Annotated in this window: 17 protein-coding genes; 11 read left to right on the forward strand and 6 right to left on the reverse strand. The window is 68.8% G+C overall.

Annotated features, from left to right (window positions below; translation table 11 throughout):
• Positions 1-74: 74 nt before the first annotated feature.
• Together E1H18_RS04485 and E1H18_RS04490 are read right to left on the reverse strand one after the other, a co-directional pair.
• Entirely contained in the window at positions 75-1,067 is a 993-nt protein-coding gene (locus E1H18_RS04485; RefSeq protein WP_172264125.1) for an ABC transporter substrate-binding protein, read from the reverse strand.
• Complete coding sequence (locus tag E1H18_RS04490; RefSeq protein WP_370526422.1) at positions 1,064-1,624, reverse strand: ANTAR domain-containing response regulator; 561 nt, start codon at positions 1,622-1,624, stop codon at positions 1,064-1,066. The genes E1H18_RS04485 and E1H18_RS04490 overlap by 4 nt, the downstream gene beginning before the upstream one ends.
• 220 nt (positions 1,625-1,844) lie before the next feature.
• Between E1H18_RS04490 and E1H18_RS04495 the strand changes: the two genes are divergently transcribed.
• The 3 genes from E1H18_RS04495 to E1H18_RS04505 all read left to right on the forward strand — a co-directional run bounded on the left by E1H18_RS04495 (position 1,845) and on the right by E1H18_RS04505 (position 4,893).
• On the forward strand, positions 1,845-2,309 hold the full coding sequence (locus tag E1H18_RS04495; RefSeq protein WP_172264129.1) for a DUF4126 family protein: 465 nt from the start codon (positions 1,845-1,847) through the stop codon (positions 2,307-2,309).
• The gene (locus E1H18_RS04500) at positions 2,309-3,682 is read left to right on the forward strand and encodes an FAD-containing oxidoreductase (RefSeq protein ID WP_172264131.1); all 1,374 of its coding nucleotides are present in this window, start codon (positions 2,309-2,311) and stop codon (positions 3,680-3,682) included. Before E1H18_RS04495 ends, E1H18_RS04500 begins: the two co-directional genes overlap by 1 nt.
• A 134-nt stretch (positions 3,683-3,816) precedes the next feature.
• Positions 3,817-4,893, forward strand: a complete 1,077-nt coding sequence (locus E1H18_RS04505) for an alkene reductase (RefSeq protein ID WP_172264133.1) — start codon at positions 3,817-3,819, stop codon at positions 4,891-4,893.
• A gap of 20 nt (positions 4,894-4,913) precedes the next feature.
• Here E1H18_RS04505 and E1H18_RS04510 read toward each other — a convergent pair whose 3' ends face one another.
• The 4 genes from E1H18_RS04510 to E1H18_RS04525 are packed head-to-tail and all read right to left on the reverse strand — an operon-like array spanning position 4,914 to position 11,961.
• Positions 4,914-6,557, reverse strand: coding sequence for an NAD(P)/FAD-dependent oxidoreductase (locus E1H18_RS04510; RefSeq protein WP_172264135.1), 1,644 nt, complete (start codon positions 6,555-6,557; stop codon positions 4,914-4,916).
• A 33-nt stretch (positions 6,558-6,590) separates the two neighbouring features.
• Positions 6,591-7,823 (reverse strand): polysaccharide lyase family 1 protein, encoded by a 1,233-nt coding sequence (locus E1H18_RS04515; RefSeq protein ID WP_172264137.1) that lies wholly within the window; start codon positions 7,821-7,823, stop codon positions 6,591-6,593.
• Positions 7,824-7,875: 52 nt separating this feature from the next.
• Positions 7,876-10,992 (reverse strand): sugar-binding domain-containing protein, encoded by a 3,117-nt coding sequence (locus tag E1H18_RS27165; protein ID WP_172264139.1) that lies wholly within the window; start codon positions 10,990-10,992, stop codon positions 7,876-7,878.
• Positions 10,993-11,007: 15 nt separating this feature from the next.
• Positions 11,008-11,961 (reverse strand): pectinesterase family protein, encoded by a 954-nt coding sequence (locus E1H18_RS04525; protein WP_172264141.1) that lies wholly within the window; start codon positions 11,959-11,961, stop codon positions 11,008-11,010.
• 166 nt (positions 11,962-12,127) lie between these two features.
• On the opposite strand from E1H18_RS04525, the gene E1H18_RS04530 reads away from it, so the two are divergent.
• Genes E1H18_RS04530 through E1H18_RS04565 form a run of 8 tightly spaced genes read left to right on the forward strand, consistent with a single transcriptional unit; the run spans position 12,128 to position 22,942 of the window.
• Complete coding sequence (locus E1H18_RS04530) at positions 12,128-12,622, forward strand: chemotaxis protein CheW (protein ID WP_172264143.1); 495 nt, start codon at positions 12,128-12,130, stop codon at positions 12,620-12,622.
• Positions 12,619-14,007, forward strand: a complete 1,389-nt coding sequence (locus E1H18_RS04535) for a CheR family methyltransferase (protein WP_241735891.1) — start codon at positions 12,619-12,621, stop codon at positions 14,005-14,007. The genes E1H18_RS04530 and E1H18_RS04535 overlap by 4 nt, the downstream gene beginning before the upstream one ends.
• 38 nt (positions 14,008-14,045) lie before the next feature.
• Complete coding sequence (locus tag E1H18_RS04540; protein ID WP_172264144.1) at positions 14,046-14,591, forward strand: chemotaxis protein CheW; 546 nt, start codon at positions 14,046-14,048, stop codon at positions 14,589-14,591.
• Positions 14,588-16,258: a methyl-accepting chemotaxis protein gene (locus E1H18_RS27220; protein WP_172264146.1), complete on the forward strand. Its 1,671-nt coding sequence runs from the start codon at positions 14,588-14,590 to the stop codon at positions 16,256-16,258. The genes E1H18_RS04540 and E1H18_RS27220 overlap by 4 nt, the downstream gene beginning before the upstream one ends.
• Before the next feature lie 12 nt (positions 16,259-16,270).
• Positions 16,271-18,370 carry a response regulator gene (locus E1H18_RS04550; protein ID WP_172264148.1) on the forward strand — a complete coding sequence of 700 codons (2,100 nt, stop codon included), beginning with the start codon at positions 16,271-16,273 and terminating at the stop codon, positions 18,368-18,370.
• On the forward strand, positions 18,367-19,446 hold the full coding sequence (gene cheB / locus E1H18_RS04555; protein WP_172264150.1) for a chemotaxis-specific protein-glutamate methyltransferase CheB: 1,080 nt from the start codon (positions 18,367-18,369) through the stop codon (positions 19,444-19,446). The genes E1H18_RS04550 and cheB overlap by 4 nt, the downstream gene beginning before the upstream one ends.
• Entirely contained in the window at positions 19,443-21,086 is a 1,644-nt protein-coding gene (locus tag E1H18_RS04560; protein ID WP_172264152.1) for a response regulator, read from the forward strand. Before cheB ends, E1H18_RS04560 begins: the two co-directional genes overlap by 4 nt.
• On the forward strand, positions 21,086-22,942 hold the full coding sequence (locus E1H18_RS04565) for a response regulator (RefSeq protein ID WP_172265631.1): 1,857 nt from the start codon (positions 21,086-21,088) through the stop codon (positions 22,940-22,942). Before E1H18_RS04560 ends, E1H18_RS04565 begins: the two co-directional genes overlap by 1 nt.
• Positions 22,943-22,995 lie beyond the last annotated feature (53 nt).

A 22,995-nucleotide genomic window follows, 5' to 3' on the forward strand; every position in this document is an offset into this window, starting at 1 on the left:
ACGGGGCCGGGTGCGTGGCGAGGCGGACGAGCGCCAAGACGTATGTTTGCTCAGCAGACAGGCGCCGATGGCGCCTAGGAAGCGTGCAGGGCAGGTTCATCCGCTTGCAAGGACAGGGCCGCATCGCGGTAGAGGTCGGGCCGATAGACGCGATCAGCCAGGGCTTCCATGTCCCGTCCGGCCTCGAGTTGCCCCCAGCGGACCATCTGCGACAGGAACCACAGGGCGTGCTCGCGCTGCGGCAGGCCAGCTTCGTCGCGATGGAAGATGATCTCGTGCTCCAGCGCGCGACTTAGCGCTGCGGGATCGACGCCGACGACATCCGGGCGAGCCAGCAGCGCGACGAGCGCGTCGCGGTTCTGGGGCGCGTCGGCCCAGGCCGCCCCGCGGATCACCGCCCGCAGGCAGGCGCGCAGGTCGTCGGAGCGATGAGCGGCCAAGGCGGCGTTGACGCCCAGCACCTTGTCAGGACCGGCGGGCCAAATCTGGGACGACACCATCAGGATGCGCCCGACGCCTTGCGCCTCGGCCACCGCGTTCCAGGGCGCGCCGACGCAGAATCCGTCGATCTCGCCGGCCCGCATCCGCTCGACCATACGAGGCGGCGGAATGACCACCAGCCGCACGTCCTGATCGGGGTCCACCCCTGCACGCACCAGCCAGTCGCGCAGCAGGTAGTTGTGCATCGACTGCGGGAAGACGACGGCGAAGGTCAGCAGCCCCTGCCCGCTGGCCCGTCGCGCCGCCACGATCCGGGCCAGACCCTCACCCGCAGCCCCGACGGCGCCGGCCAGGGCGGTGGACACGGTCACGGCGCTGCCGTTGCGGTTCAGGGCCATCGGGGCCAGCACATCGCCCTCGGCCGCCAGCGCCATCGGCCCCAGCATGTGGGCGCCGTCCAGCGCGCCCACGGCGACCTTGTCGCGGATCGTCGCCCACGAGGCCTCGCGGACCAGCTCGACGGCCAGCCCCTCCTCCTCGAAGAAGCCCAGGGCTTGGGCGACGGCCAGCGGCGCGCAGTCGGTCAGCGGGATGAAGCCCAGCCTCAGGTCGGACAGGCCGCTCACGGGGCCTCGCCCTTCAGCACGCCCGCGAAGGCCAGGAGATCAGCGGCCACCGAACCGATCGGCTTGCCACGGTCCATGGCCAGCTTGCGCAGCAGACGATAGGCGCCGTCCTCGTCCAGACCGCGCTCGCGCATCAGCAGGCCCTTGGCGCGCTCGACGGTCTTGCGCGATTCCAGGTCGGCCTTGGCTTTCGCGAGATCGCCGCGCAGCTGCTGGGTCAGGGCGAAGCGACTCATGGCCACGTCCAGAATCGAGCGCACACGGCCTGGCGCCAGGCCGTCGACGACATAGGCCGCGACCCCGGCGCGCACCGCCTGCTCGGCCAAGCCCGGCTCGGAACGGTCGACGAACATGACGACAGGGCGGCCGCTTCCGCTTTCCTTGAGGCTGTCGAGCGTGTCGCGATCGGGACTTTCGGCGGCGATCACCACCACGTCGGGCGCGAAGGCCAGGACCTCAGCCTCGTCATAGACGGCCGAGCGACGCACCTCCAGCGGCTGCACGCCCTCAAGGCCTTGAGCCACGAGCGCCGCGCGGGCGGTATCAGGATCGATCACGAGCACTCGCATCGTCTCGTACCTACGCAGCGCGCGGCGCGGAGGCAGCCAATTCTCCCGGTCCGACGGCAAGCGACAGCGATTGCCTGAAAACCAGGCGCCGACGATCAAGGCGCAGGCAGAGACACGCGGAGCCGGAACGTGCAAGATCGGCGTTCGCTCTTGCGCTGTCCTCGGCTCGCGCGCCAACCTCGGCGCGCGCCTTGCAGCGGAGTCGCTCATGACCCTCTATCTGTTCGCCCTGTTGATCGGCGTGGTCGCCGGCCTTCGCGCCATGACAGCCCCCGCCGCCGTCGCCTGGGGCGCGCACCTGGGCTGGCTGGCGCTGGCGGGGCTGCCTCTGGCCTGGCTGGGCGGGACGGTCGCCCTCGTCGCCTTCACCCTGCTGGCGGCGCTGGAGCTGTTCGCTGACCAGCATCCCAAGACACCGAGCCGCAAGGTTCCGCATCAGTTCGGGACCCGCATCCTGACCGGCGCCTTCAGCGGCGCGGCCCTGATGATGCCCAGCGGCCATTGGCTGCGCGGCGCAGTGATCGGCGCAGCCGGGGCTGTGCTTGGCACGCTGGGCGGCGCAGAGGCCCGCGCCAGACTGGCCGCCAGGTTCGGCAAGGACCTGCCCGCCGCATTGATCGAGGACGCCGTGGCGGTGATCGCCGGCCTCGCCATCGTCGCGGCCGCCTACTGATGCAGAGCTTCGACGCCATCATCGTCGGCGCCGGCCAGGCCGGTCCCGCCCTGGCCGGGCGTCTCAGCGACGCCGGCTGGCGCGTGGCGCTGGTCGAGCGCAAGGACTTCGGCGGCACCTGCGTCAACACAGGCTGCATGCCGACCAAGACCTTGGTGGCCAGCGCCTACGCCGCCCACCTGGCCCGTCGCGCCGCAGACTACGGCGTCACCCTGCAGGGTGAGGTCGGTGTCGACATGAGACGGGTTCATGAGCGCCAGCAGACCGTGGTCCACAACGCCCGCGGCAATGTCGAAAAGTGGCTGCGCGGCATGAAGGGCTGCACCGTCTTTCAGGGCCACGCCCGGTTTGAGGACGCCACGACGATCCGCGTCGGCGACGACGTGCTGACCGCGCCGAAAATCTTCCTCAATGTCGGCGGCCGCGCCAACGTGCCGGACATGCCGGGCGTCGAGGACATCGCCTATCTGACCAATGTCGGCATGATGCAGCTGGAGACCCTGCCCGAGCACCTGGTGATCGTCGGCGGCAGCTATATCGGGCTGGAATTCGCCCAGATGTTCCGCCGCTTCGGCAGCCAGGTGACCATCGTCGAGATGGGTCCGCGCCTGATCGGTCGGGAGGATCCGGAAGTGTCCGACGCCATCCGCGAGATCCTGGAGGCCGAGGGTGTCGCCGTGCGCCTCAATTCGGAGTGCATCAGCTTCGCCCCTGCCGATGGCGGCGTGTGCGTCCATGTCACTTGCGAAGACGGCGCGCCGCAGGTCACTGGCACCCACGTGCTGCTGGCGGTGGGGCGCAAGCCCAATACTGACGACCTGAACCTGGCCGCAGCCGGGGTCGAGATCGACAAGCGCGGCTACGTCACCGTCGACGACCAGCTGCGCACCAATGTCCCGGGGATCTGGGCGCTGGGCGACTGCAACGGCAAGGGCGCCTTCACCCACACGGCCTACAACGACTTCGAGATCGTCGCAGCCAACCTGCTGGACAACGACTCGCGCAAGGTCAGCGACCGCATCACCTGCTACGGGCTGTTTATCGATCCGCCCCTGGGGCGTGTGGGCATGACCGAAACGGAAGCGAAAGCCACCGGCCGCAAGCTGCTGATCGGTCAGCGCCCGATGACCCGCGTCGGTCGCGCCGTCGAAAAGGGCGAGACCCAGGGCTTCATGAAGGTGGTAGTCGACGCCGAGACGAAGGAAATTCTCGGCGCGGCGATCCTGGGCTTGAATGGCGACGAGGCGATCCACGGCATGATCGACCTGATGTACGCCAAGGCGCCCTACACCGTGATCCAGCGGGCCGTGCACATCCATCCGACGGTGTCGGAGCTGATTCCGACGATGCTGGGCGAACTGAAGCCGCTTTAGATTTTCAGATTTTCGCCGTCTCGCTATCAGATGAAATCGAAACTGTTTCGATTGCGATAGCCCGACGCGCCCCCAGATAGCTGCCCAGACGCCGACGGAGGGTCGGCGCCCCTCTCCAAAGGGACGAGCTATCCATGACTACCCTGTTCGACTCGCTGACCGTCGGCGACCTGACCCTGCCCAACCGCGTCATCCTGGCGCCGCTGACCCGCCTTCGCGCCGGCCCGACCCAGATCCCCAACGCCTTGATGGCCGAATATTACGCCCAGCGCGCCTCGTCGGGCCTGCTGATCACCGAAGGCGTGCCGGTCTCGCCGCAAGGCGTCGGCTATGCCGGCGTGCCCGGCATCTGGTCCAAGGAGCAGACCGAAGGCTGGAAGCAGGTCACCAAGGCGGTGCACGACAAGGGCGGCCGCATCTTCATGCAGATCTGGCACGTGGGCCGGATTTCCGACCCCGAGCATCTGAACGGCGACCTGCCCGTCGGCCCCAGCGCCATCGCCGCCAGTGGCCATGTCAGCCTGCTGCGCCCCGAGCGCCCCTACCCGACCCCGCGCGCCCTTGAGACCGCGGAGATCGCCGACGTGGTCGAGGCCTTCCGCCAAGGCGCGCAGAACGCCAAGGACGCCGGCTTCGACGGCGTGCAGATCCACGGCGCCAATGGCTACCTGCTCGACCAGTTCCTGCAAGACGGCTCCAACACCCGCACCGACCAGTACGGCGGCTCGATCGAGAACCGCGCCCGCCTTCTGCTGGAAGTCACCGACGCCGTCGTCTCGGTCTGGGGTCCCGGCCGCGTGGGCGTGCACCTGGCGCCGCGCGCCGACAGCCACGGCATCAGCGACAGCAACCTGGAAGCCACCTTCGGCTATGTCGCCAAGGCCCTGGGCGATCGCAAAATCGCCTTCGTCTCGGCCCGCGAATATGAAGGCGCCGACAGCCTGGGCCCGGCGCTGAAGAAGGCGTTCGGCGGCGTCTATATCGCCAACGAGAAGTTCGATCTCGACAGCGCCAATGCCGCCATCGCAGCCGGCTGGACCGACGCCATCGCCTTCGGCAAGGCCTATATCGCCAACCCGGACCTGGTCGAGCGCCTGAAAAAGCGCGCGCCGCTCAACGCGCCCGACTTCAGCACGTTCTACGGCTTCGACAACGGCGCCAAAGGCTACACCGACTACCCGACGCTGGCGGAAGTCTCCGAACCCGCCTGACCCGAAACCCGCGGCGGCCGTCAGGCCGTCGCGGGGATCAACCCCTCGGCGACGTAGGCCTGCGCCACCGCCTCGGCGACCTTGATGCCGTCCACGGCGGCCGAGAGAATGCCGCCGGCATAGCCTGCGCCCTCGCCGGCCGGGAACAGGCCGGCGGTATTGAGGCTCTGGAAGTCCTTGCCGCGCGTGATGCGGATGGGCGAGGACGTCCGCGTCTCGACCCCGGTCAGCAGCACGTCGGGATGGTCGTAACCGGCGATCTGGCGGCCGAACACCGGCAGGGCCTCGCGCATCGCCTCGATCACGAAGTCCGGCAGGCAGGCCGAGAGATCCGTGAGCGTTACACCCGGCTTATAGGACGGCGCGACCTCGCCCAGCTCCGTCGAGGGCCGGCCGGCCATGAAGTCACCGACCGTCTGCCCCGGGGCCTGGTAGGTCGAGCCGCCCGCCACATAGGCCAGGCTCTCCCACTTGCGCTGGAACTCGATGCCTGCCAGCGGATGGCCGGGATAGTCGCGCTCGGGATCGATGCCGACCACGAAACCGGAGTTGGCGTTGCGCTCGTTGCGCGAATACTGGCTCATGCCATTGGTCACCACGCGCCCCGGCTCGGAGGTCGCCGCCACCACCGTGCCGCCTGGGCACATGCAGAAGCTGTAGACCGTGCGGCCGTTCTTGCAGTGGTGCGACAGGCTGTAGTCGGCCGCGCCCAGGTCGGGATGCCCAGCGCAGGTCCCGAACCGGGCCTTGTCCATCCACGACTGCGGATGCTCGATGCGCACGCCGATCGAGAACGGCTTGGCCTCGATATGGACGCCGCGCTCGTACAGCACCTCGAAAGTATCGCGGGCGCTGTGGCCCAGGGCCATGACCACATGCTCGGTCGGCAGGTAATCCTGGCCGGCGATGCGCAGGCCCTTCAGCCGGCGCGAGCCATCGGCGGCGACTTCGATGTCGAAGTCCTCGACCCGATGCTGCCAGCGATACTCGCCGCCCAGGCTTTCGATCAGCGCCCGCATCTGCTCGACCATGTGCACCAGGCGGAAGGTGCCGATGTGCGGGTGAGCTTCGGTCAGGATCTCCTCGGGCGCGCCGGCCGCGACGAACTCCTCCAGCACCTTGCGGCCCAGAAAGCGCGGATCCTTGATCTGGCTGTAGAGCTTGCCGTCCGAGAAGGTGCCTGCCCCGCCCTCGCCGAACTGGACGTTGGATTCCGGGTTCAGTTCGCTCTTGCGCCACAGGCCCCAGGTATCCTTGGTTCGCTCGCGCACCACCTTGCCGCGGTCGACGATGATCGGCTTCAGGCCCATCTGCGCCAGGATCAGGCCGGCGAACAGGCCGCAGGGGCCGGCGCCGATCACCACTGGACGCGGGCCATCGAAGCCTTCCGGGGCCTTGGCCACGAACTTGTAGTCGGTATGGGAGCGGACGCGGACGTGATGGTCGCCCTTGAACCGCTCCAGCACGGCAACCTCGTCGCGCAGTTCGACGTCGACCGAATAGACCATCAGGATCGCCGCCTTGCGCCGCGCGTCGTGGGCGCGGCGGGCGACCACATAGCTCACCAAGTCCTCGGGCTTGATCCCGAGACGCTCGACAATGGCGGGTGCCATGGCCTCCGGCGCGTGGCCGAGGGGCAGCTTCAGTTCCGAAATACGCAGCATGCTGCGGCTCTTAGCCGGAAGCGGGCCTTCGCGCTACGCCTTCGGGTAGCCGCCGACCTCCTGCTCGTCGTCGATCACCTTGCCCGTGCCGGCCTTGACCTGCGCGACGATGCGGCGGTCGACAGCGTCGCGGTCCCAGGGCCGCGCGCCGGCGTTGGCCAGCACATGCCCCTGCACCTGGCTGGAGGGCTTCAGCTTCAGGCCCTCCGGCCAGAACGGCGGCTTGCTCAGCAGCTTGATCTTCGGGAACGGGGTCGTGTTCAGGATCCGCACCGGCGGCATCTGCGTCCCGTTGGCATAGTGGGCCGGGTTGTCAAAGGCGTAGAGTTCCAGATCCCCCTGCCCCTCGACGATCAGGAACGGCAGGTCGGGCCGGGTGGAGGCCCCGCCCTTCACGACATTGCCGGCGATGGCCAGTTGGCCCACCCGCCATTCGTGGCCCACCCACTCCGGCGCGTTCAGGGCGTAGTGCATGCAGCGCGTGCCGGGGTCGTAGATCAGGTTGTTCACCGTCACCGCCTCGACGCCGCCCTTGAACAGCTGGTTGCGCTCCAGATTGTGAGCATAGAGGTTGCCGACGATCAGCACCTCGTAGGCGTTGTCGTGGATCAGACTACCCTTGGAGTGCTCGCCCTTCACGTGACTGGCGTGCGACAGGCCCTCGGCGACGATGTTGTTGCTGAAGGTGATGCGATGCGAGGTCCCGTCGCGCCACTTGGCCGGATCCTCGCCGCCCTCGAAGCGCGGACCGGAGGCAGACAGGTTCTCGTCGGTGGCCCAGCTGACCGAGCAGTGATCGACGATGACGTCATGGGCCTTCCAGCAGGTGATGCCGTCGACCTCCCAGCCGCTTTTGCTGGGCTCGCCATCGCGGCCCGCCCGCACGCGGATATGGCGCACGAAGATGTCGTGGCTCTGGAGCTCAAGACTGCCCCGGATCAGGGTGATGCCCGGAGACGGCGCGGTCTCGCCGGCGACGGTCAGGAAGGGCTCAGTGACCCGAATGCTCTTGCGGGCCAGATCGATGACCCCGCCGACCTCGAACACCACGGTGCGCGGCCCCTTGGCGGTCAGAGCCTCGCGCAAGGAGCCAGGACCACCGCTCGCGAGTGTGGTGACCTTGATCACCCTGCCGCCATCGCCGCCGGGCGTCTTGCCGGCCCAGCCCAGGCGCTCGAAAACCGGCTTGCGGGGCGCGGCCAGGGCCAAGCTGGGCGTGGCGGCCAGAGCGGCCGCCAGCAGCGTGTCGCGTCGGTTCAACATCATCGTTCTCCTCCCGGCAGGGCGATTATGACTCGCCTCCGCCCGCTCATGTTTCCTAGCCGGCCAGCCACGCCACCGCGTTGGCCAGCCAGCGCTGCTGCAGCGGCCTCACCATGTCCGGCAGACGATGGACCAGCACGCGGGCCTTGTCCTTGCGCACAGTGAAGCTGGCCGCGCCGTTCTTGCGGTCGTGGTCGCGGCTGTAGGCGGCGATGACCTCAACGCCCTGCCCTTCGATGACGAGACCATTCGACGGCTGCCCCTCGACCTGGTGCAGCACGCTCATGTCCATGTCGGCCGGCAGGCCGGCGAAGGTCGGATGGCTGCGGACATAGTTCCAATTGCCCATCCAAGGCGCGCGCAGGCCGCCGACCTGGCCGGCATAGTCGAACAGGCCCAGGCCCGAGAGCTGCTTGGCGACACCGTCGGCCAGGCCGTCTTCCTGCACCATGGCCAGCAGCGGCGTCCCGGCCTTGGCCGCGGCCAGCACCTCGGGCGGGAGTTCGCCCAGGACCAGGACCGGCTTGCCGTCCTTGGTGGGCTGGGCTTCCAGGCCGGTCTGCTCGCCCACCTGGCGGCGGACGATCTCGTCGGTCTTAAGCCCCGAGGCGACGATGCCGGTGTAGCGGACGCCCGGCTTGAAGTCCTCGACCACCACGTTCGGCAGTGCGGTGAGTTGGTCGCGCAGGCTCTTGGCGACGCCCGAGACGCCGATGCGCAAGGGCTTGGCGGGCTTGGCCGCCGGGGCTGCCACCCAGATCTCGCGGTCGGAGACCACGTCGCCGAAGGCGATGCGGATCGTGTTCAGGCCCGGGCGCGTCAGGGCCGGCGTGCGCAGGCTTTCGGCGACCAGATAGCTGAACTGGTCGGGCGACATCTGAGCCGGGGCCGGCCAGCGTTGAAGCTGCTCGGTCTTGCCGTCCGCGCCCACCAGGCTCAACACGATCTCGCCGGAGGCCGGCTTGCCCGTGTCGTTGAAGAACCAGATGTCCAGCTCGGCGGTCTCGCCGACCGCATAGGCCAGGGCCCGCGGCTTGGTGATCGCCATCACCGGCCGCAGCGCCTGGCTCATCAGGGCCGGATCAGCCTTGAAGCCGCGCAGCACGTCGACGATGCCCGAATGGTTCTCGATCGCCGTGGTTTCCCAGCCCGAAATCGCCGCGACGTCGACGGTCTCGCCCAGGCGGATGTTCTCCAGGTAATTGCGCCAGCTCTCATAGACCTTGCGGCCGACGGACAGGTACAGCGCCTCGCTGGTCGGGAACGCCGACTTGAAGCCCCAGCGCTCGATATAGCTGTTGGTGGCGGCCAGGATGTCCTTGTGGTCCTGCAGGTCGTAGCTCTTGCCGCCCTTGGCCAGGATCTCGACAACCATGGCCTCGTGGTTATCGGCCGTGGCGCACCCTTGCATCTCGCCGAACTCGACGATGAAGGGCTTGCCCTTCTGCATGTGGATGTACTCGTCCTTGGACTGGTAGAACTTGTCGTACCACTGGTCGCCCGCGCCCTGGTGATCGACCCACCAGCCGCCCCATTCCTCGACGTCCGAGCGGAAGTAGTGGTCGTTGTACGGCAGGTACATGGCCTGGGCGGCGCCGCGTTTGACGAAGCCGTCGTTGAGGATGACCGCGCGGCTGGGATCAAGGTCGTGCATGGCCTTCAGCACATACTGCACGTCGGGATTGGCGAGGTTCGCGCCGATCTCGTTCTGCAACGTGTAGTGGACCAGCGACGGGCGCGAGCGGAAGGTCCGCACCATGGCCCGGCACTTCTCGACCATGAAGTCGACGCTGAACTGGTCTGACACGGACAGCTTCTCGCCGGCCTTGAGGTCGCGGCCGACGGCGTGGCGACCGCCGCCAGGCTCCATGACCCGCAGCAGGCCCATTTCGTCCTGGACGTCGAACACCTCGGGCTTGCCGACATTGCGGTGGCAATGCAGCGTGTTGAGACCCAGCTTATGCGCCGAAACCACCTCGCGCTTGGCCAGTTCCTTGGTCGGCCACAGGCCGTTGAAGCCCCAATAGCCCCATGAGATCGCCGAATAGAGCCGCACACGCCGGCCGTTCAGGCGCGGCATGGCGTCCGTTCCGATCCCGTCGATGCCGAACCAGCGGAAGCCGAAGCGGACCTCGCGGGTGTCGACCGCGCCCTTGGCGTGGGTCCAGCTGAAGCGCAGGCGGTGCAGGACGGGCGTATCCAGGTCCCAGATCTTGGCCTGCGGCGCGGCGACCGCGATCCGCACGCGCAGACGGTTAGCGTCGATCGCCTCGACGGCCTCGATGCTAGCCGTAGCGGCGACCGGCGCGCCGGCGTCATCGACCAGCGTGACGGCGGCGCGTGACTTCCACTTGTCGAGGCCCGACTTCGGCAGCGGCTTGTCCAGCGCCACCTCCATGAAGGCGGTGATCTGGCGCGGGTTGGGCGTGTTCAGCACCCAGGCATCGTCGATGCGCGCCGCCAGCGGGTGGACGCTCAGGGTCAGGCCGCGATCGAGACCGCCGAAGCCGTGCGAGGCGAAGAACTTCAGCTTGCCCCACATCATGGTCGTGGAGTCGCGCCAGTCGAAGCGGCCGCCCGGATTGGTGATGCGGATCGCCAGGCGGTTGGCCTCGCCAGGCTTCATCGCCTGGGTCAGATCGCAGGCGATCGGCAGTTCCGACATGATCGAGTAGCCGACCAGCTTTTCGTTCAGGAACACCTCGGCCCGCATCCGCGCCCCGCGGATGTTCAGCATCACTCGCTGACCCTTGGCCGAGGCCGGAATGTCGATCGACCGCGTCCACCACGACACGCCCTTGTAGGCGCCGTAGCGCGGCACGTCGTCGTCCTCGGCGTAGCGGTACTCGTCCGCGCCATAGGGCCGCGTGCCGAACTGACCCCAGAAGTGCTCCTCGACCGTGGTCGGCAAGGTGACGGCGATCGCCTCGCCCGCGGCCGGCGCTCCCCAACCGCCGGTCGGCGGATTGATCGGCAGGCTGGCCAGGTCAAACGTCCCCGGCAGGTGGATGACGTCGTCCTTCCAGGCCGCGTCGCGGTCGATCCACAGACGCCAGCCGTCGTCGGGGATGGCCAGCGAGGGTTCAGCGGCCAGGCTGGTCGTCGGGACCAAGCTCGTCGCGGCGGCGACGCCCAGGCTGGAACTCAGGAAGCTGCGGCGGTCGATACGCATGGGACGCTCTCGCTCTTACGGGTTCCAGCCGTCCGGGCCCGCGAAGAAGGTCTTGCGGTCCCAGGCCTTGGCCTGCTCGTCGGTCAGTTGGTGGGAGCGCGGCTCGCGGGTCGAAGGGCTGGCGCCCGGACCGGTCGAGGCGTACTCGGCGAAGGTGGCGGTGTTCAGCGTCTCGGTCTTACCCGGCGTCCATTCGCGCCAGCCGGCGGGATCCAGCTTGGCCTCGATGCGCGAACGCATGAAGACGACCGTAGCCAGCGGCCGCCAGGCGCGGCCGAACCAGATCGACTTTGCCCCGGCGTCGGCGGTGATCAGGCTGCGGTCGAAGACATAGGCGCTGTCCTGGTCGGGCCGGTTCTTGCTCTGGGCGGTGATCATCACGCTCTCATGCGCAATGCCGTGGATGTGGCAGCGATCGAAGAAGGCCTTGGCGTCGCCGAAGATGAAGTCGACGTGGCCCTCGATGTAGCAATCCTTGAAGTACTGGCGGCTGGGCCGCTCCTTCTTGGTCGCGGCGTACAGCGTGTCCTGCGCGCCCAGCAAACGCACCTTTTCCAGAACCGCCCGGTCGGCGGTGATGGCCAGGGCCACGGCCTGGGACGGGCGGGCGTCCTTCAGGTGATAGTCGTTCTGGATGGTCAGGTTCTTGGCCCGGAAGCCGTCGCCCGAGACGTTCATCGTGAACGACTTGAAGGTGCCGCCGGCAGTGTTGGCGCCATCGCTCCAGACAATGACCGTGTCCTTGGGCGCCTTGCCCTTGCCGATCAGCCGCACGTTCGGCTTGGCGACCGTGACCTTCTCCCGATACTCGCCCGGGGCCAGCTCGATCGTGCCGCCATCGGCGGGCAACGCCTCGACGGCGGCGGCCAGGGTCTTGTAGGCGGACTTGGGTCCGACGCGCAGGGTTTCGGCGGCCGCCACATCGGCGAGCGCCATGGCCAGCAGCAGGGCCAGAAGAATCCTCGGCATCGTTTCCCCCAAGATCGCGGCCGTGACCGACCGTTCTTTCCGGCCGCTCCAGCCACCGGTGTCATGCGAGATAAGCATGGCCAAGGAGTCTGCCAAAGCGAAAAGTTACCGGTACCTTTTCGTCCACTCCCTTGTGTCGAGCCGCCGAACGGGTGTCATTGCGGCCATGACCTCCGCGGATATCCACGTTCTGGTGCGCATCAACGACGGCGAAGCCGCCCTGCCCCGCCAGGACGTCGCCGAGATCCTGCCGTTGGCCCGCCTGGACCGCCCGCCGGCCGCGCCCCGCGCCCTGGCCGGCTTCCTGAACCTGGGCGGCGTTCCGCTGCCGGTGCTGAGACTGGGCGTGTTGCTGGGCGGCGCGCCCCCGGAGACCGACGACCTCTACAGCCATATCGTGCGCTTGAAGCCCACGGAGGACCGCCCGTCCGTCGGCCTGCTGGTTGAGCGTGTGCTGGATACCGCTGTCCAGCCATCCGCGGCCGAGCCGGTCTCGCCCGATGAGAGCCTGAACGGTGTGGTCGCCGCGCAACTGAGCATCAACGGCCGGTTCGTCCATGGTCTCGATGCGCAGCGCCTGCTGCTGGCCGAGGAGACAGTCCGCCTGGCCGAGATGACCACGGCCATGGCCGAGCGCCTGGCCGAGTGGTCGGCGGCTTGAGCCTGAGACGGCCGCTGCCAAGGCCCCTGCCGGACGCGGAGTTTCCTCGCCTGAAGCAGGCGATCATCGCCCGCACCGGCCACTTCTACTACCAGGACAAGGACGATCTCCTGTGGGATCGCGTCGCCAAGCGGCTGGTCGCCACGCGCACGGCCAGCAGCGGCGAATACCTCCGGCTACTGGCCGTCGGCGAGACCGAGTGGGCGGCGCTGGAAGCCGAGATCACCATCGGCGAGACCTTCTTCTTCCGCTACGCCGAGCAGTTCACGGCCTTGCGCGAGACCATCCTGCCGGACCTCATGGCCCGCCGGGCCGAAAGCCGCCGCCTACGGATCTGGAGCGCGGGCTGCGCAACCGGGGCAGAAGCCTACTCTGTCGCCATCCTGCTGGCCGACATGCTGGGCGACGCCGTCGCCGACTGGCGCATTTCAATCCTGGGCACCGACATCAACGAGACCTTCCTGGAGGCGGCTCGTCAGGCGCGGTTCGGCCGCTGGGCGCTGAGAGCGGTCTCGAACGTCGACCGCGACCGCTGGTTCGTCGAGAGCGGTCGCAGCACATGGACCCTGAAGTCGGCCTATCGGGGCCTGGTCCGCTTCGAGCGCGGCAACCTGCTGGATCTGCTGGGCCCCGCCCCACCGCTGGAACTGACCGACTTCGACTTGATCCTGTGCCGCAACGTGCTGATCTATTTCCATGCCGACGCGGTCACCCAGATCGTCAGGGCGTTAGGCGATCGCTTGGCCGAAGGCGGCTGGATGCTGCTGGGCCACGCCGAGCCCAACCCCGGCTTCAGCGCCTTCCTTTCGACCGTCTCTCTACCCGGCGCCGTGGCCTATCGGCGACTGGGCGAGGACGGACCGGCGGACGCGGCGCCGACGCTCCAACCCTGGGCGCCCAGCTTGCCGCCAGAAGCGCCGCGCTCCGCTCCTGTCGCCATAAGGCCGCCCCCGCAGTCACGGCCGGAGGTCAAACCAGCCCAACCGATCCCCGCCGCGCCGCTGGAAGCGCTGATCGAGCAAATCCGAACTCGGGCGGACGCGGGCGATTATGCGGGTGCCGAGGCCAAGCGCCTTGAGGCCTTGGCGATCGCCCCCGAAAGCGCGGTGCTGCACTTCTATGGCGGCCTCATCGACCAGGCCCGTGAGCACCCGGCAAAGGCCGAGGCCAGCTTTCAGAAGGCGCTTTACCTGGAGCCAGACTTCATCATGGCCCGCTACCATTTGGGACTGGCCCGCCTGGCGCGTGGGCATTCCGCCTCCGGACGGAAAGCGATCGCGGTTGCGGCCAGCATGGCGGGAACCTTGGCCGCAGATGTGCGTTTGCAGGAAGGCGCAGGTCTCACCGCTGGTGAGCTGCGCGAGTTGGCGCGCCTCCATTTCTAAGAAATGAGAGACGCGGCAGGGGCGTTGGGGGCGTGAGAATGGCCAGGACAGCGCGGACCAACGCGCGCCGCACAGCGGTGCCGTCGGACGCCGTATTGCGCAAGAGCGTGCTGGAAGAGCGCGCTCGTCGTCTGGCTGCGCGCCTCGCGATCCCAGAAGTCCAGATCGAGCAAGACCAGCACCTGGTCTGCGAGATTGGCGAGGCCCTCTACGCCCTGCCCCTCCATCAGGTTCTGCGCACGACGCCGCTGACACGCCTGGGCGCTACCCCGCCTTCCACCGACACGAGTCTGGTCGGCCTGGCCGCCGAGAACGGTCGCGTCCTTCAGGTGTTCGACCTGGCCGCCCGTCTCAACCTGGCTTCGCCGTTGCGCACAGCCGAAGGCTATCTCGTCATCTTGCGCCGCGGCCAGACCGCCCTGCGCCTCGACAAGCGCCCACAGGTGGCTCTGGGCGCGCCGGCCGAGGATGGCGATCACCTGCGCCTGGCCGATGGCCCGCTGAACGACCGCATGGCGACACCGCTGTCGCTGGAAACCCTGTTCCCACTCTTGCCCCGTCCTGTCTCGGAGCCCCAATCGTGACGATCGCCAACCGCATCATCATCGGCTTCACCGCCGTCATCCTCCTGACGATTGGCATCGGCTTCTACGGCCTGAACCAGATCTCGATGGTCAAGTCGACCACGGAAACCATCGTCACCCGCGACATGGCCGTGCTGCGCGACATCGCGGCGATACGCAACAGCGCCAACGAGATGCGAGCCGCCAGCGACGCGGTGATCACCAGCTATCTGGATCGCTCTGCGGGCGGCGTGGGGACATCGGACGCCGACCCCGTCACACGCTGGCGTCAGAAGGGGGTGGATATGGACGCCGCCATGGCCAAGGCCATCGCCTCGGCCCGCGACTTCAGAGCCACCTCCCTGACCGCCGAACGCGCTGCGGCCTGGGGCAAGATCCAGGAAAGCCTCGAAGCCACCGCCGCCTCCTCGCGTCAGGGACGAGCAGACACCGAGGCGCTGTTCTCGGCGATCCGCGCCAACGACAGCCGCGCGGTCGCCGCCGCCCAGACCGCCCTGGTTCAACGCCGAGGCGAATTCGGGCGGGGCATGCAGACGGCCGAGAGCGTTCTGGACGACGCCATCCTGCTCGGACAGCAGCGGACCACCGAGGTCTACAACACCAGCCGGATCTCGATCATCATCAGCCTGATCGTGGTCTGCGCCCTGGCCGCCGGCGTCACCTGGGCCATCCGCCGCTCGATCGTCGGTCCGCTGGACACCTTCATGGCCTTCGTGGGCCGCGTCGGCGACGGCGACCTGACCCAGCGCGCCGCCGACCTCAGCCAGGACGAGATCGGCAAGCTGGGCGCGAACCTCAACGCCATGGTCGACGGCCTGAAAGAAATGGCCCGCCAGAGCCGCGAGGCGACCGAGAACCTCAACGCCGCCACCGCCGAAATCCGCGCCTCGACCCAGGAGCAGGCCGCCAGCGTCGAGGAACAGCTGGCCGCCGTGCAGGAAACCGCCGCCACCGTCGACGAGATCACCCATTCCGGCGTTCAGATCGGCAAGCGCGCCCAGGAGGTCATCGCCTCGGCCCAGGCCACCGCCCAGACCTCCAATGAGGGCCTGCGCGCCCTCGACGAGACGACCAAGGCCATGGACTCCATCCGTGAGCAGGCCGAGGCCGTCGCCGAGAACATCGTCGCCCTGTCGGAGAAGACCCAGGCGATCGGCGACATCATCATGACCGTCAACGACATCTCCGAGCGTTCGCATCTGCTGGCCCTGAACGCGGCCATCGAGGCCGCCGCCGCTGGCGAGAACGGGCGCAGCTTCTCGGTCGTGGCCGCCGAGATGAAGATGCTGGCCGACCAGGCCAAGGACGCCACCGGCCAGGTCCGCTCGATTCTGGGCGATATCCAGCGCGGCATCAACGCCTCGGTCATGCTGACCGAGGAGGCCGTCAAGCGCGTCGCCGCCGGGAAGGAGCGCACCGACACCACCCAGCGCACGATCACCGAGATCACCGCCCGGGTGCAGGAGAGCGTGCAGACCTTCCAGCAGATCGTCGCCTCGACCAACCAGCAGCAGCTGGGCATCGAGCAGGTGATGGGCGCGTTGCAGAACATCCGCGACGCCAGCCAGCAGACCGCCGCCGGCACCCGCCAGCTGGACGAGGCCGCCGCCAACCTGAACGGCCTCTCGCGCCAGCTGCTGGGCCTGGCCGAACGCTATCGCACCTAGGAAACGCGGCGCGTGACAGACATCCGGCAACTGCTGCTGGCGGCCTTCGAGGTCGAGCATCGCGACCATCTGGACGCGATCCGCAAAGCGCTCGACTCGAAGGCCCAGCTGGACCTGCGCGAGATCTTCCGGCGCGCCCACAGCCTGAAGGGCGCGGCGCGGGCCGTTGACCTGCCCGCCATCGAGGCCCTGGCCCACACGCTGGAAGAAGTGTTCTCGCGCCAGATGGACGCCGGCGGGACGTTCGACAAGCCAACCCTGGCGACGATCCGCGAGACCCTGGACGCCATCGAGGCCCTGGCGGCGAATGGCGGCGAGCCGGAGCCGGTGGCGGCGGAACCCGCCGAGCCCGTACGCGGCGTCGAGCTGCTTCGCGTGGACGCCGAGGAACTGTCCGAACTCAGCGAGGCCGCTCACCAGGTCTCGACCAGCCTGGCCGACCAAGACCGCGCTCTGGCGACTCTGCGACGCCTGCAGACCGAGATGCTGCGCCTCGAGCGACTGTGGGGCGAGGTCCGCCCGCAGACGCAAGGCGGCCGCGAATCCTTGCGGGCCCGCGACTTCGACCATGGTCTCAAGGAGCTGAGCCGCGAGCTACGCGCCATAGGCCAGAGCCAGGCCCGCGCCGTCTGGTCGGCCGGCCAGGCCGCTCAGCGCGTGCGCGAGCAGGCCGAACGCATCGCCATGACCCCGGCCGATACGGTGCTGGGCACCCTGCCCGGTACGATCCGCCAGCTGGCCCGCGAGACCGGCGTCGAAGTCGAGGTCGAGGTCGAGGGCCTGGAAACCAAGGCCGAGCGTCGCGTGCTGCAAGCGCTCAAGGACCCGCTGAGCCACCTGCTGCGCAACGCCTTGAGCCATGGCGCCGAGCCGCGCGCCAAGCGTCGCAAGGCCGGCAAGCCCGAGGCTCTCGGCATCGCCTTCTCGATCGCTGCGCGCGGCGGGCGACTGGAAGTGCGCGTCACCGACGACGGCCCAGGTCCTGACCTGGCCCGCATCGAAGCCGCAGCCGTCGCGCGGGGCCTGATCCCGCCGCGCGGTCCCGACGCCCCGCCGGCCAGCGACGACGAAGTCCTGGCCCTGGCCTTCGAGGCCGGCGTGTCATCGGCCGCCGATGTCGACCAGCTGTCGGGCCGCGGCATGGGCCTGTCGGTCGTGGCCGAGGCCGTGCGCGCCCTGGGCGGGTCAGCCCGCCTGGCGCCCGCCCGGCCGTTCGGGGCGCAGGTCGTGCTGTCCGTTCCGCTGACTACCTCGCGCCGGGCCCTGGTCCAGCTGGAAGTCGATGGCGCGCTCTATGCCCTGCCCTCCGACGCCAGCCTGCGACTGTTGCGCCTGAGCGCCACCGAACTGGAAACAGTGGAAGGACACCCCGTCGCGCGGATCGAGTCCCAGGGGCAGAGCGTTGTCGCCCCTGTCGTGCCCCTTATTGCTCTGCTTTCCCATGTTCCGTCTGCCGTCCCCGTCCATCACGGCGCGGTCCATGTCGCCCTGCTTGCGCGCGGCGATCGTCGCCTGGCCGTCGCCGTCGACGCCATGACCGACGTCGCCCCAGCCGTCGTCGAAGCCGTCGCCTTGGCGGGCGTCGATCCTGCGCTGATCTTCGGCGCGGCGGTGCTCTCCGACGAGACGCCGGTGGTCGTGCTGAACCCCGACGCCCTGATGGACCGCTGGCTGCGCGACCATCGCCGCCTGGCCAATGCCGGCCTCGGTCTGGCCGAGCAGGACGACGCCGAAGCCAAGGCGGCGCGCACCGTGCTGGTGGTCGACGACTCGATCACCACCCGCACGCTGGAGAAGAGCATTCTCGAGGCCCAGGGCTATCGCGTGATCCTGGCCGTCGACGGACTGGACGCCCTGAACACCCTGCGCTCGGGCGAGGCGGTCATTGATCTGGTCGTCGCCGACATCGAGATGCCGCGTATGGACGGCTTTGCCCTGCTGCAGGCCATCAAGGCCGACGCCGCCTTGGCCACCCTGCCTGTCATCCTGATGACCTCGCGTAGCGATCCCGAAGACGTGCGTCGGGGCCTCGACCTGGGCGCCGAGGCCTACATCACCAAGCAGAAGTTCGATCAGCGCGAGTTGCTGGCGACGATCGGACGCGTTCTATGACGTCAGCGCCCAAGCGTCCCGTCCGGGTGATGATCGTCGAGGACTCCCTCGTCGTGCGTCAGTTGCTGGCCTACATCGTCGGTCGCGATCCGCGCTTTACCGTCGTGGCCGCCGTGCCCTCGGCTGAGGAGGCCATGGCCGAGCTGGACCGGGTCAATCCCGACGTCATCTCGATGGACATCCGCCTGCCCGGTATCGACGGCCTGGAGGCCACGCGCCGGATCATGGCCGAACGCCCGACCCCGATCGTCGTCTTCGCCGACGCCATCGAGGACAGCTCGCTGAAGATCTCGATGAACGCCCTACGGGCGGGCGCCCTGACGGTGGTGGAGAAGCCCGTCGGTGTGGCCACGGCCAATCACGACGACCTGGCCGCCACCCTGTGCACCCAACTCTACATCATGAGCAGCGTGCCGGTGATCCGCCGGCGCAGCATCGGCGGGGCCCTGGCCCGCGATCGCGGCAAGCCGTTGATCGCCAGCGACCTCAACGATCCGCCCCTGCGCGGCGTCGGCTTCCTCGCCTTGGCGGCCTCGACCGGCGGACCGCCGGCCCTGGCCAAGCTGCTGGACGCTCTGCCGCCCGACTTCGGCGCGCCGGTGTTCGTGGTCCAGCACATGGGCGCCGCCTTCATGGAAGGCTTCGCCGGCTGGTTGGACAGCCTGTCGCCGTTACGCGCCGCTCTGGCCCGCGAGGGTGAGATCGCCCTGCCCGGCCGCGTCTATGTGGCGCCCGGCGACCGGCACATGACCATCACCGCCGGCGGCGTCATCCGCCTGACCAGCGCCGCCCCGGTGCGCGGCCAACGGCCTTCGGCCAGCGTGCTGTTCTCCAGCCTGGCCAAGTCCGCGCCCGCGCGCACCCTGGGCGTACTGCTCACCGGCATGGGCGAGGACGGCGCCCAGGGCCTGGCGGAGCTGCGCAAGGCCGGCGGGCACACCATCGCCGAGCACGAAAGCTCCGCCGTCGTCTACGGCATGCCAGCCGCCGCCGTGAAGCTGGGCGCAGCGCGCGACGTGCTGCCGCTGGACGCCATCGGCCCGCGCATCGTCGATCTCGCGCGAGAAGCCGCATGACCGACGCCGCTCGCATCCTGGTCGTCGAGGACTCCGACACCCAGGCGCTGCTGTTGCGCAGCGCCCTGGAGAAGGACGGCTTTGCGGTCACCCGCGCCGACAGCGCCGAGGCGGCTTTGGAGCTACTGAACGGCCCGCTGCCGGATCTGGTGGTCGCCGACTTCCACCTGCCGGGCATGGACGGCCGCGAGCTGTCGCGCCAGATCCGCCAGAATGGCCGCACGCGAGCGCTTCCCGTGCTGATGCTCACCAGCGCCCGCGAGCAGGATCTGGAGCGCCAGGGTCTGGAAAGCGGCGTCGACGCCTATGTCGCCAAGTCCGCCGACCTGGACATGATGCTGGTGCGGCTGAAAGCCTTGCTGCGCCGAGGCGCCGCGCCCACCCGCGAGGGCGGCCAGCAGTTCCGTCGCGCCAAGCTGTTGCTGGTTCACGACAGCCCGACCACCCAGCTACGCCTGCGCCACCTGCTGGAACAGGAAGGCTACGACCTCGCCGTCACCGACGACGCCACCGTCGCCGCAGCGCAAGTGGCCGACGGCGTCGACTGCGTGGTTCTGCCACTGACCGGCGCGCGCCTGGATGGCTTTGCGCTCTGCCGGGCTCTGGATCGCCGTCGCCAGCACGAGGCCATGGAGTTCCATATCGTCGCCATCGGCGGCGACGGCTCCGACGTCACCGCCGCCTTCGAAGCCGGCGCCGACGAAGTCGCGCCCAGCGCGGTTGGCGACGACGTGCTGCGCATGCGTATCCGCGCCGTCACCCGCCGCGCCCAGGTCGTAGAGGAAACCCGCCGCGCCGAGGCCGAGGCCCTGCAACGCGAGCGCGCCATGGCCGCCGCCGAGGCAAAGGCCGCCGCCGCCGACGCTCTGGCCCGCGCCAACGCCGACCTCGCCGCCGCCAATCAACAGTTGCGCGACGCCCAGGCGCAGTTGGTGCAGTCGGCCAAGATGGCCTCGCTGGGCGAGCTGGTCGCCGGCATCGCCCACGAGATCAACAACCCTCTGGCCTTCATCCTGGGCCACCACGCCACGGTCGAGCGGGCCGTCGGCGAGGTGCTGGCCGAGCAAGCCGACGCGCCGTCAGCGGGCCTCTCCAAGGCCCGCGATCGCCTGGCTTCGATGCGGGTGGGCCTGCAGCGCATCCAGAGTCTCGTTCTGAATCTGCGCAAGTTCTCGCGCCTGGACGAGGCCGAGCGTCAGGTGCTCGACGTGCCGGAAGCCATCGAGATCGTCCTGGCCCTGCTCAAGCCCAAGCTGGGGGACATCGCGGTGCGCCGCGACTTCGCCGGCGAGCGCACCTTCGACGGCACCCCGGCCCTGCTGAACCAGGTCGTCATGAACATCGTCGCCAACGCCGCCGACGCCCTGGACGGCCAGGGGTTGATCGCGGTCAGCACGCTCAGCACCGAAGGCGACTACATCATCCAGATCGACGACTCCGGACCCGGCGTGCCGCAGGACGTTCGTGACCGCATCTTCGAGCCTTTCTTCACGACCAAGCCGGTGGGCTCGGGGACCGGACTGGGCCTGGCCATCGCCTACAGCGTCGTACGCGCCCACGGCGGCGAGATCGTGGTAGAAGACTCAACTCTCGGCGGCGCCCGCTTCCGTATCGTCTTGCCGAAAGTCGCCCGACCGTGATGGCGCGTCCCCTGATCCTGCTCGTCGACGACGAGCCCGACATCCTGGTGGCCCTGCAGGACCTTCTGGAAGACCGCTACGACATCCTGACCTTCACCTCGCCGCTGCAGGCGCTTGAGCGCGTCGCACGCGAGCCGGATCTGGCGGTGATCATCTCCGATCAGCGCATGCCCGAAATGACCGGTGACGCCTTCCTGACGCAGGCTCGTCGCAACAGCATGGCTGAAGCGATCCTGCTGACCGGCTACGCCGACCTGCACGCCGTGACGGCGGCCCTGAACAGCGGCGGCATCGTCGGCTACGCCCCCAAACCGTGGGAGCCCGACGCCCTGCGCGCCATGATCGCCGGCGCAGCCGAACGCTTCAGCCTCAAGCGCGATCTTCGCCTGCACCAGGCTCTGCTGGAAGGCCTGATGGAGAACGTGCCCGCGGCGGTGTCCTTCAAGGACCTCCAGGGCCGGTTCCTGGCCCTCAACGCTCGCAAGGCCCGCGCCCTTGGCGTGGACGCCGGCGCAGCGCACGGCCATAGCGAGAGCGACTTGAAGATCCGCAGCGCCGCAGCCAAGCTGGAGCGCCGCGCCCTCTCCGGCGGCGACGTCGTACAGAGCGTGGTGGAGACCGCCAGCGAGGCTGGCCCGGCCTGGCTGGAGACCACCTGCATCCCGACCCACGACTCGGCGGCGGCCCTGATCGTCATCGAGCGCGACATCACGGCCCAGAAACTGGCCGAGCAGCAGTTGCGCCAGAGCGACAAGCTGCGGGCGCTGGGCACCTTGGCCGGTGGGGTGGCGCACGACTTCAACAACCTGCTGACCGCGATACTGGGCTCTCTCGAGCTGGCCTCGCGACGGCTGCCGGACGAGCAACGCGTTCGCCGCTATCTCGAGAACGCAACCCTCGCCGCCCGTCGCGGGGCGTCCCTGACCCAGCGCCTGTTGGGCTTCAGCCGCCAGACCGACGGCGATCCGTGCGTCACCGACATCGCCGACACCCTTCGCGGAATGGATGACCTGGTGACCCGGACGCTGGGCGTCACGGCGACCGTGTCCTGGGACGTTCCGGCCCAGCTTTGGCCGTCGCTCGTTGAGTGCGACCAGCTGGAGATGGCGATCCTGAACCTGTGCATCAACGCCCGTGACGCCATGGGCGATGGCGGGGCGATCACCGTACGCGCACGCGACCTGAGCGCTGGCGACCTGCCGTCGCCCCTGGAGCTGTCGCCAGGCGACTATGTCGCCGTCTCGGTAGAGGACCATGGCGAAGGCATTCGGCCCGACGTGCTGGCGCGCGTGCTGGAGCCATTCTTCACCACCAAGCCGGTCGGCAAGGGCACGGGCCTGGGCTTGCCCATGGCCTACGGCTTTGCTCAGCGTTCGGGCGGGGCCCTGGACATCGAGAGCGAAGTCGGAGTCGGCACCAAGGTGACGCTCTATCTGCCTCGCGCCGCCGACGACGCCGAGGTTCCGATCGTCGCCGAGGACGGGACCGTCATCAGCGAGGCCATACGACCTTTGACGATCCTGGTGGTCGACGACGAGACCTCGGTGCGCCAGGTCACCGCCGGCCTGCTGCGCGACCAGGGGCATGACGTCACTGAGGCGTCCAGCGGCGTCGACGCTCTGGCGCGGCTTTCGGACGGCCTGAAGCCCGACTTCGCCATCGTCGACTTCGCCATGCCCGGCATGAACGGAGCGGAACTGATCCAGCGCATCCGGCCGCTGGGCTTGGACCTGCCGGTGCTGCTGCTGACGGGCTATGCCGATCTCGACAGCGTGCCCGAAGGGGTGCCGATGGTCGCCAAGCCCTTCACTGCCGACCAACTGGCCGCGGCGGTGCGCCAGCACGCCGGCGCCTGACGGATGCGAAGACGCCGCCGGTCGTTAAACCGGCGGCGTTCCGTCTGTAAGCT

Source organism: Caulobacter sp. RHG1, assembly GCF_013181195.1.
In the GTDB taxonomy this organism is placed as follows: Bacteria; Pseudomonadota; Alphaproteobacteria; order Caulobacterales; family Caulobacteraceae; genus Caulobacter.

Coding starts and splice junctions, on each gene's coding strand:
- E1H18_RS04515 (WP_172264137.1), bottom strand. CDS start 7,823: ATGATGTTGAACCGACGCGACACGCTGCTGGCGGCCGCTCTGGCCGCC.
- E1H18_RS04500 (WP_172264131.1), top strand. CDS start 2,309: ATGCAGAGCTTCGACGCCATCATCGTCGGCGCCGGCCAGGCCGGTCCC.
- cheB (WP_172264150.1), top strand. CDS start 18,367: ATGACGTCAGCGCCCAAGCGTCCCGTCCGGGTGATGATCGTCGAGGAC.
- E1H18_RS04560 (WP_172264152.1), top strand. CDS start 19,443: ATGACCGACGCCGCTCGCATCCTGGTCGTCGAGGACTCCGACACCCAG.
- E1H18_RS04505 (WP_172264133.1), top strand. CDS start 3,817: ATGACTACCCTGTTCGACTCGCTGACCGTCGGCGACCTGACCCTGCCC.
- E1H18_RS04540 (WP_172264144.1), top strand. CDS start 14,046: ATGGCCAGGACAGCGCGGACCAACGCGCGCCGCACAGCGGTGCCGTCG.
- E1H18_RS27165 (WP_172264139.1), bottom strand. CDS start 10,992: ATGCGTATCGACCGCCGCAGCTTCCTGAGTTCCAGCCTGGGCGTCGCC.
- E1H18_RS04510 (WP_172264135.1), bottom strand. CDS start 6,557: ATGCTGCGTATTTCGGAACTGAAGCTGCCCCTCGGCCACGCGCCGGAG.
- E1H18_RS04495 (WP_172264129.1), top strand. CDS start 1,845: ATGACCCTCTATCTGTTCGCCCTGTTGATCGGCGTGGTCGCCGGCCTT.
- E1H18_RS04565 (WP_172265631.1), top strand. CDS start 21,086: ATGGCGCGTCCCCTGATCCTGCTCGTCGACGACGAGCCCGACATCCTG.
- E1H18_RS04530 (WP_172264143.1), top strand. CDS start 12,128: ATGACCTCCGCGGATATCCACGTTCTGGTGCGCATCAACGACGGCGAA.
- E1H18_RS04525 (WP_172264141.1), bottom strand. CDS start 11,961: ATGCCGAGGATTCTTCTGGCCCTGCTGCTGGCCATGGCGCTCGCCGAT.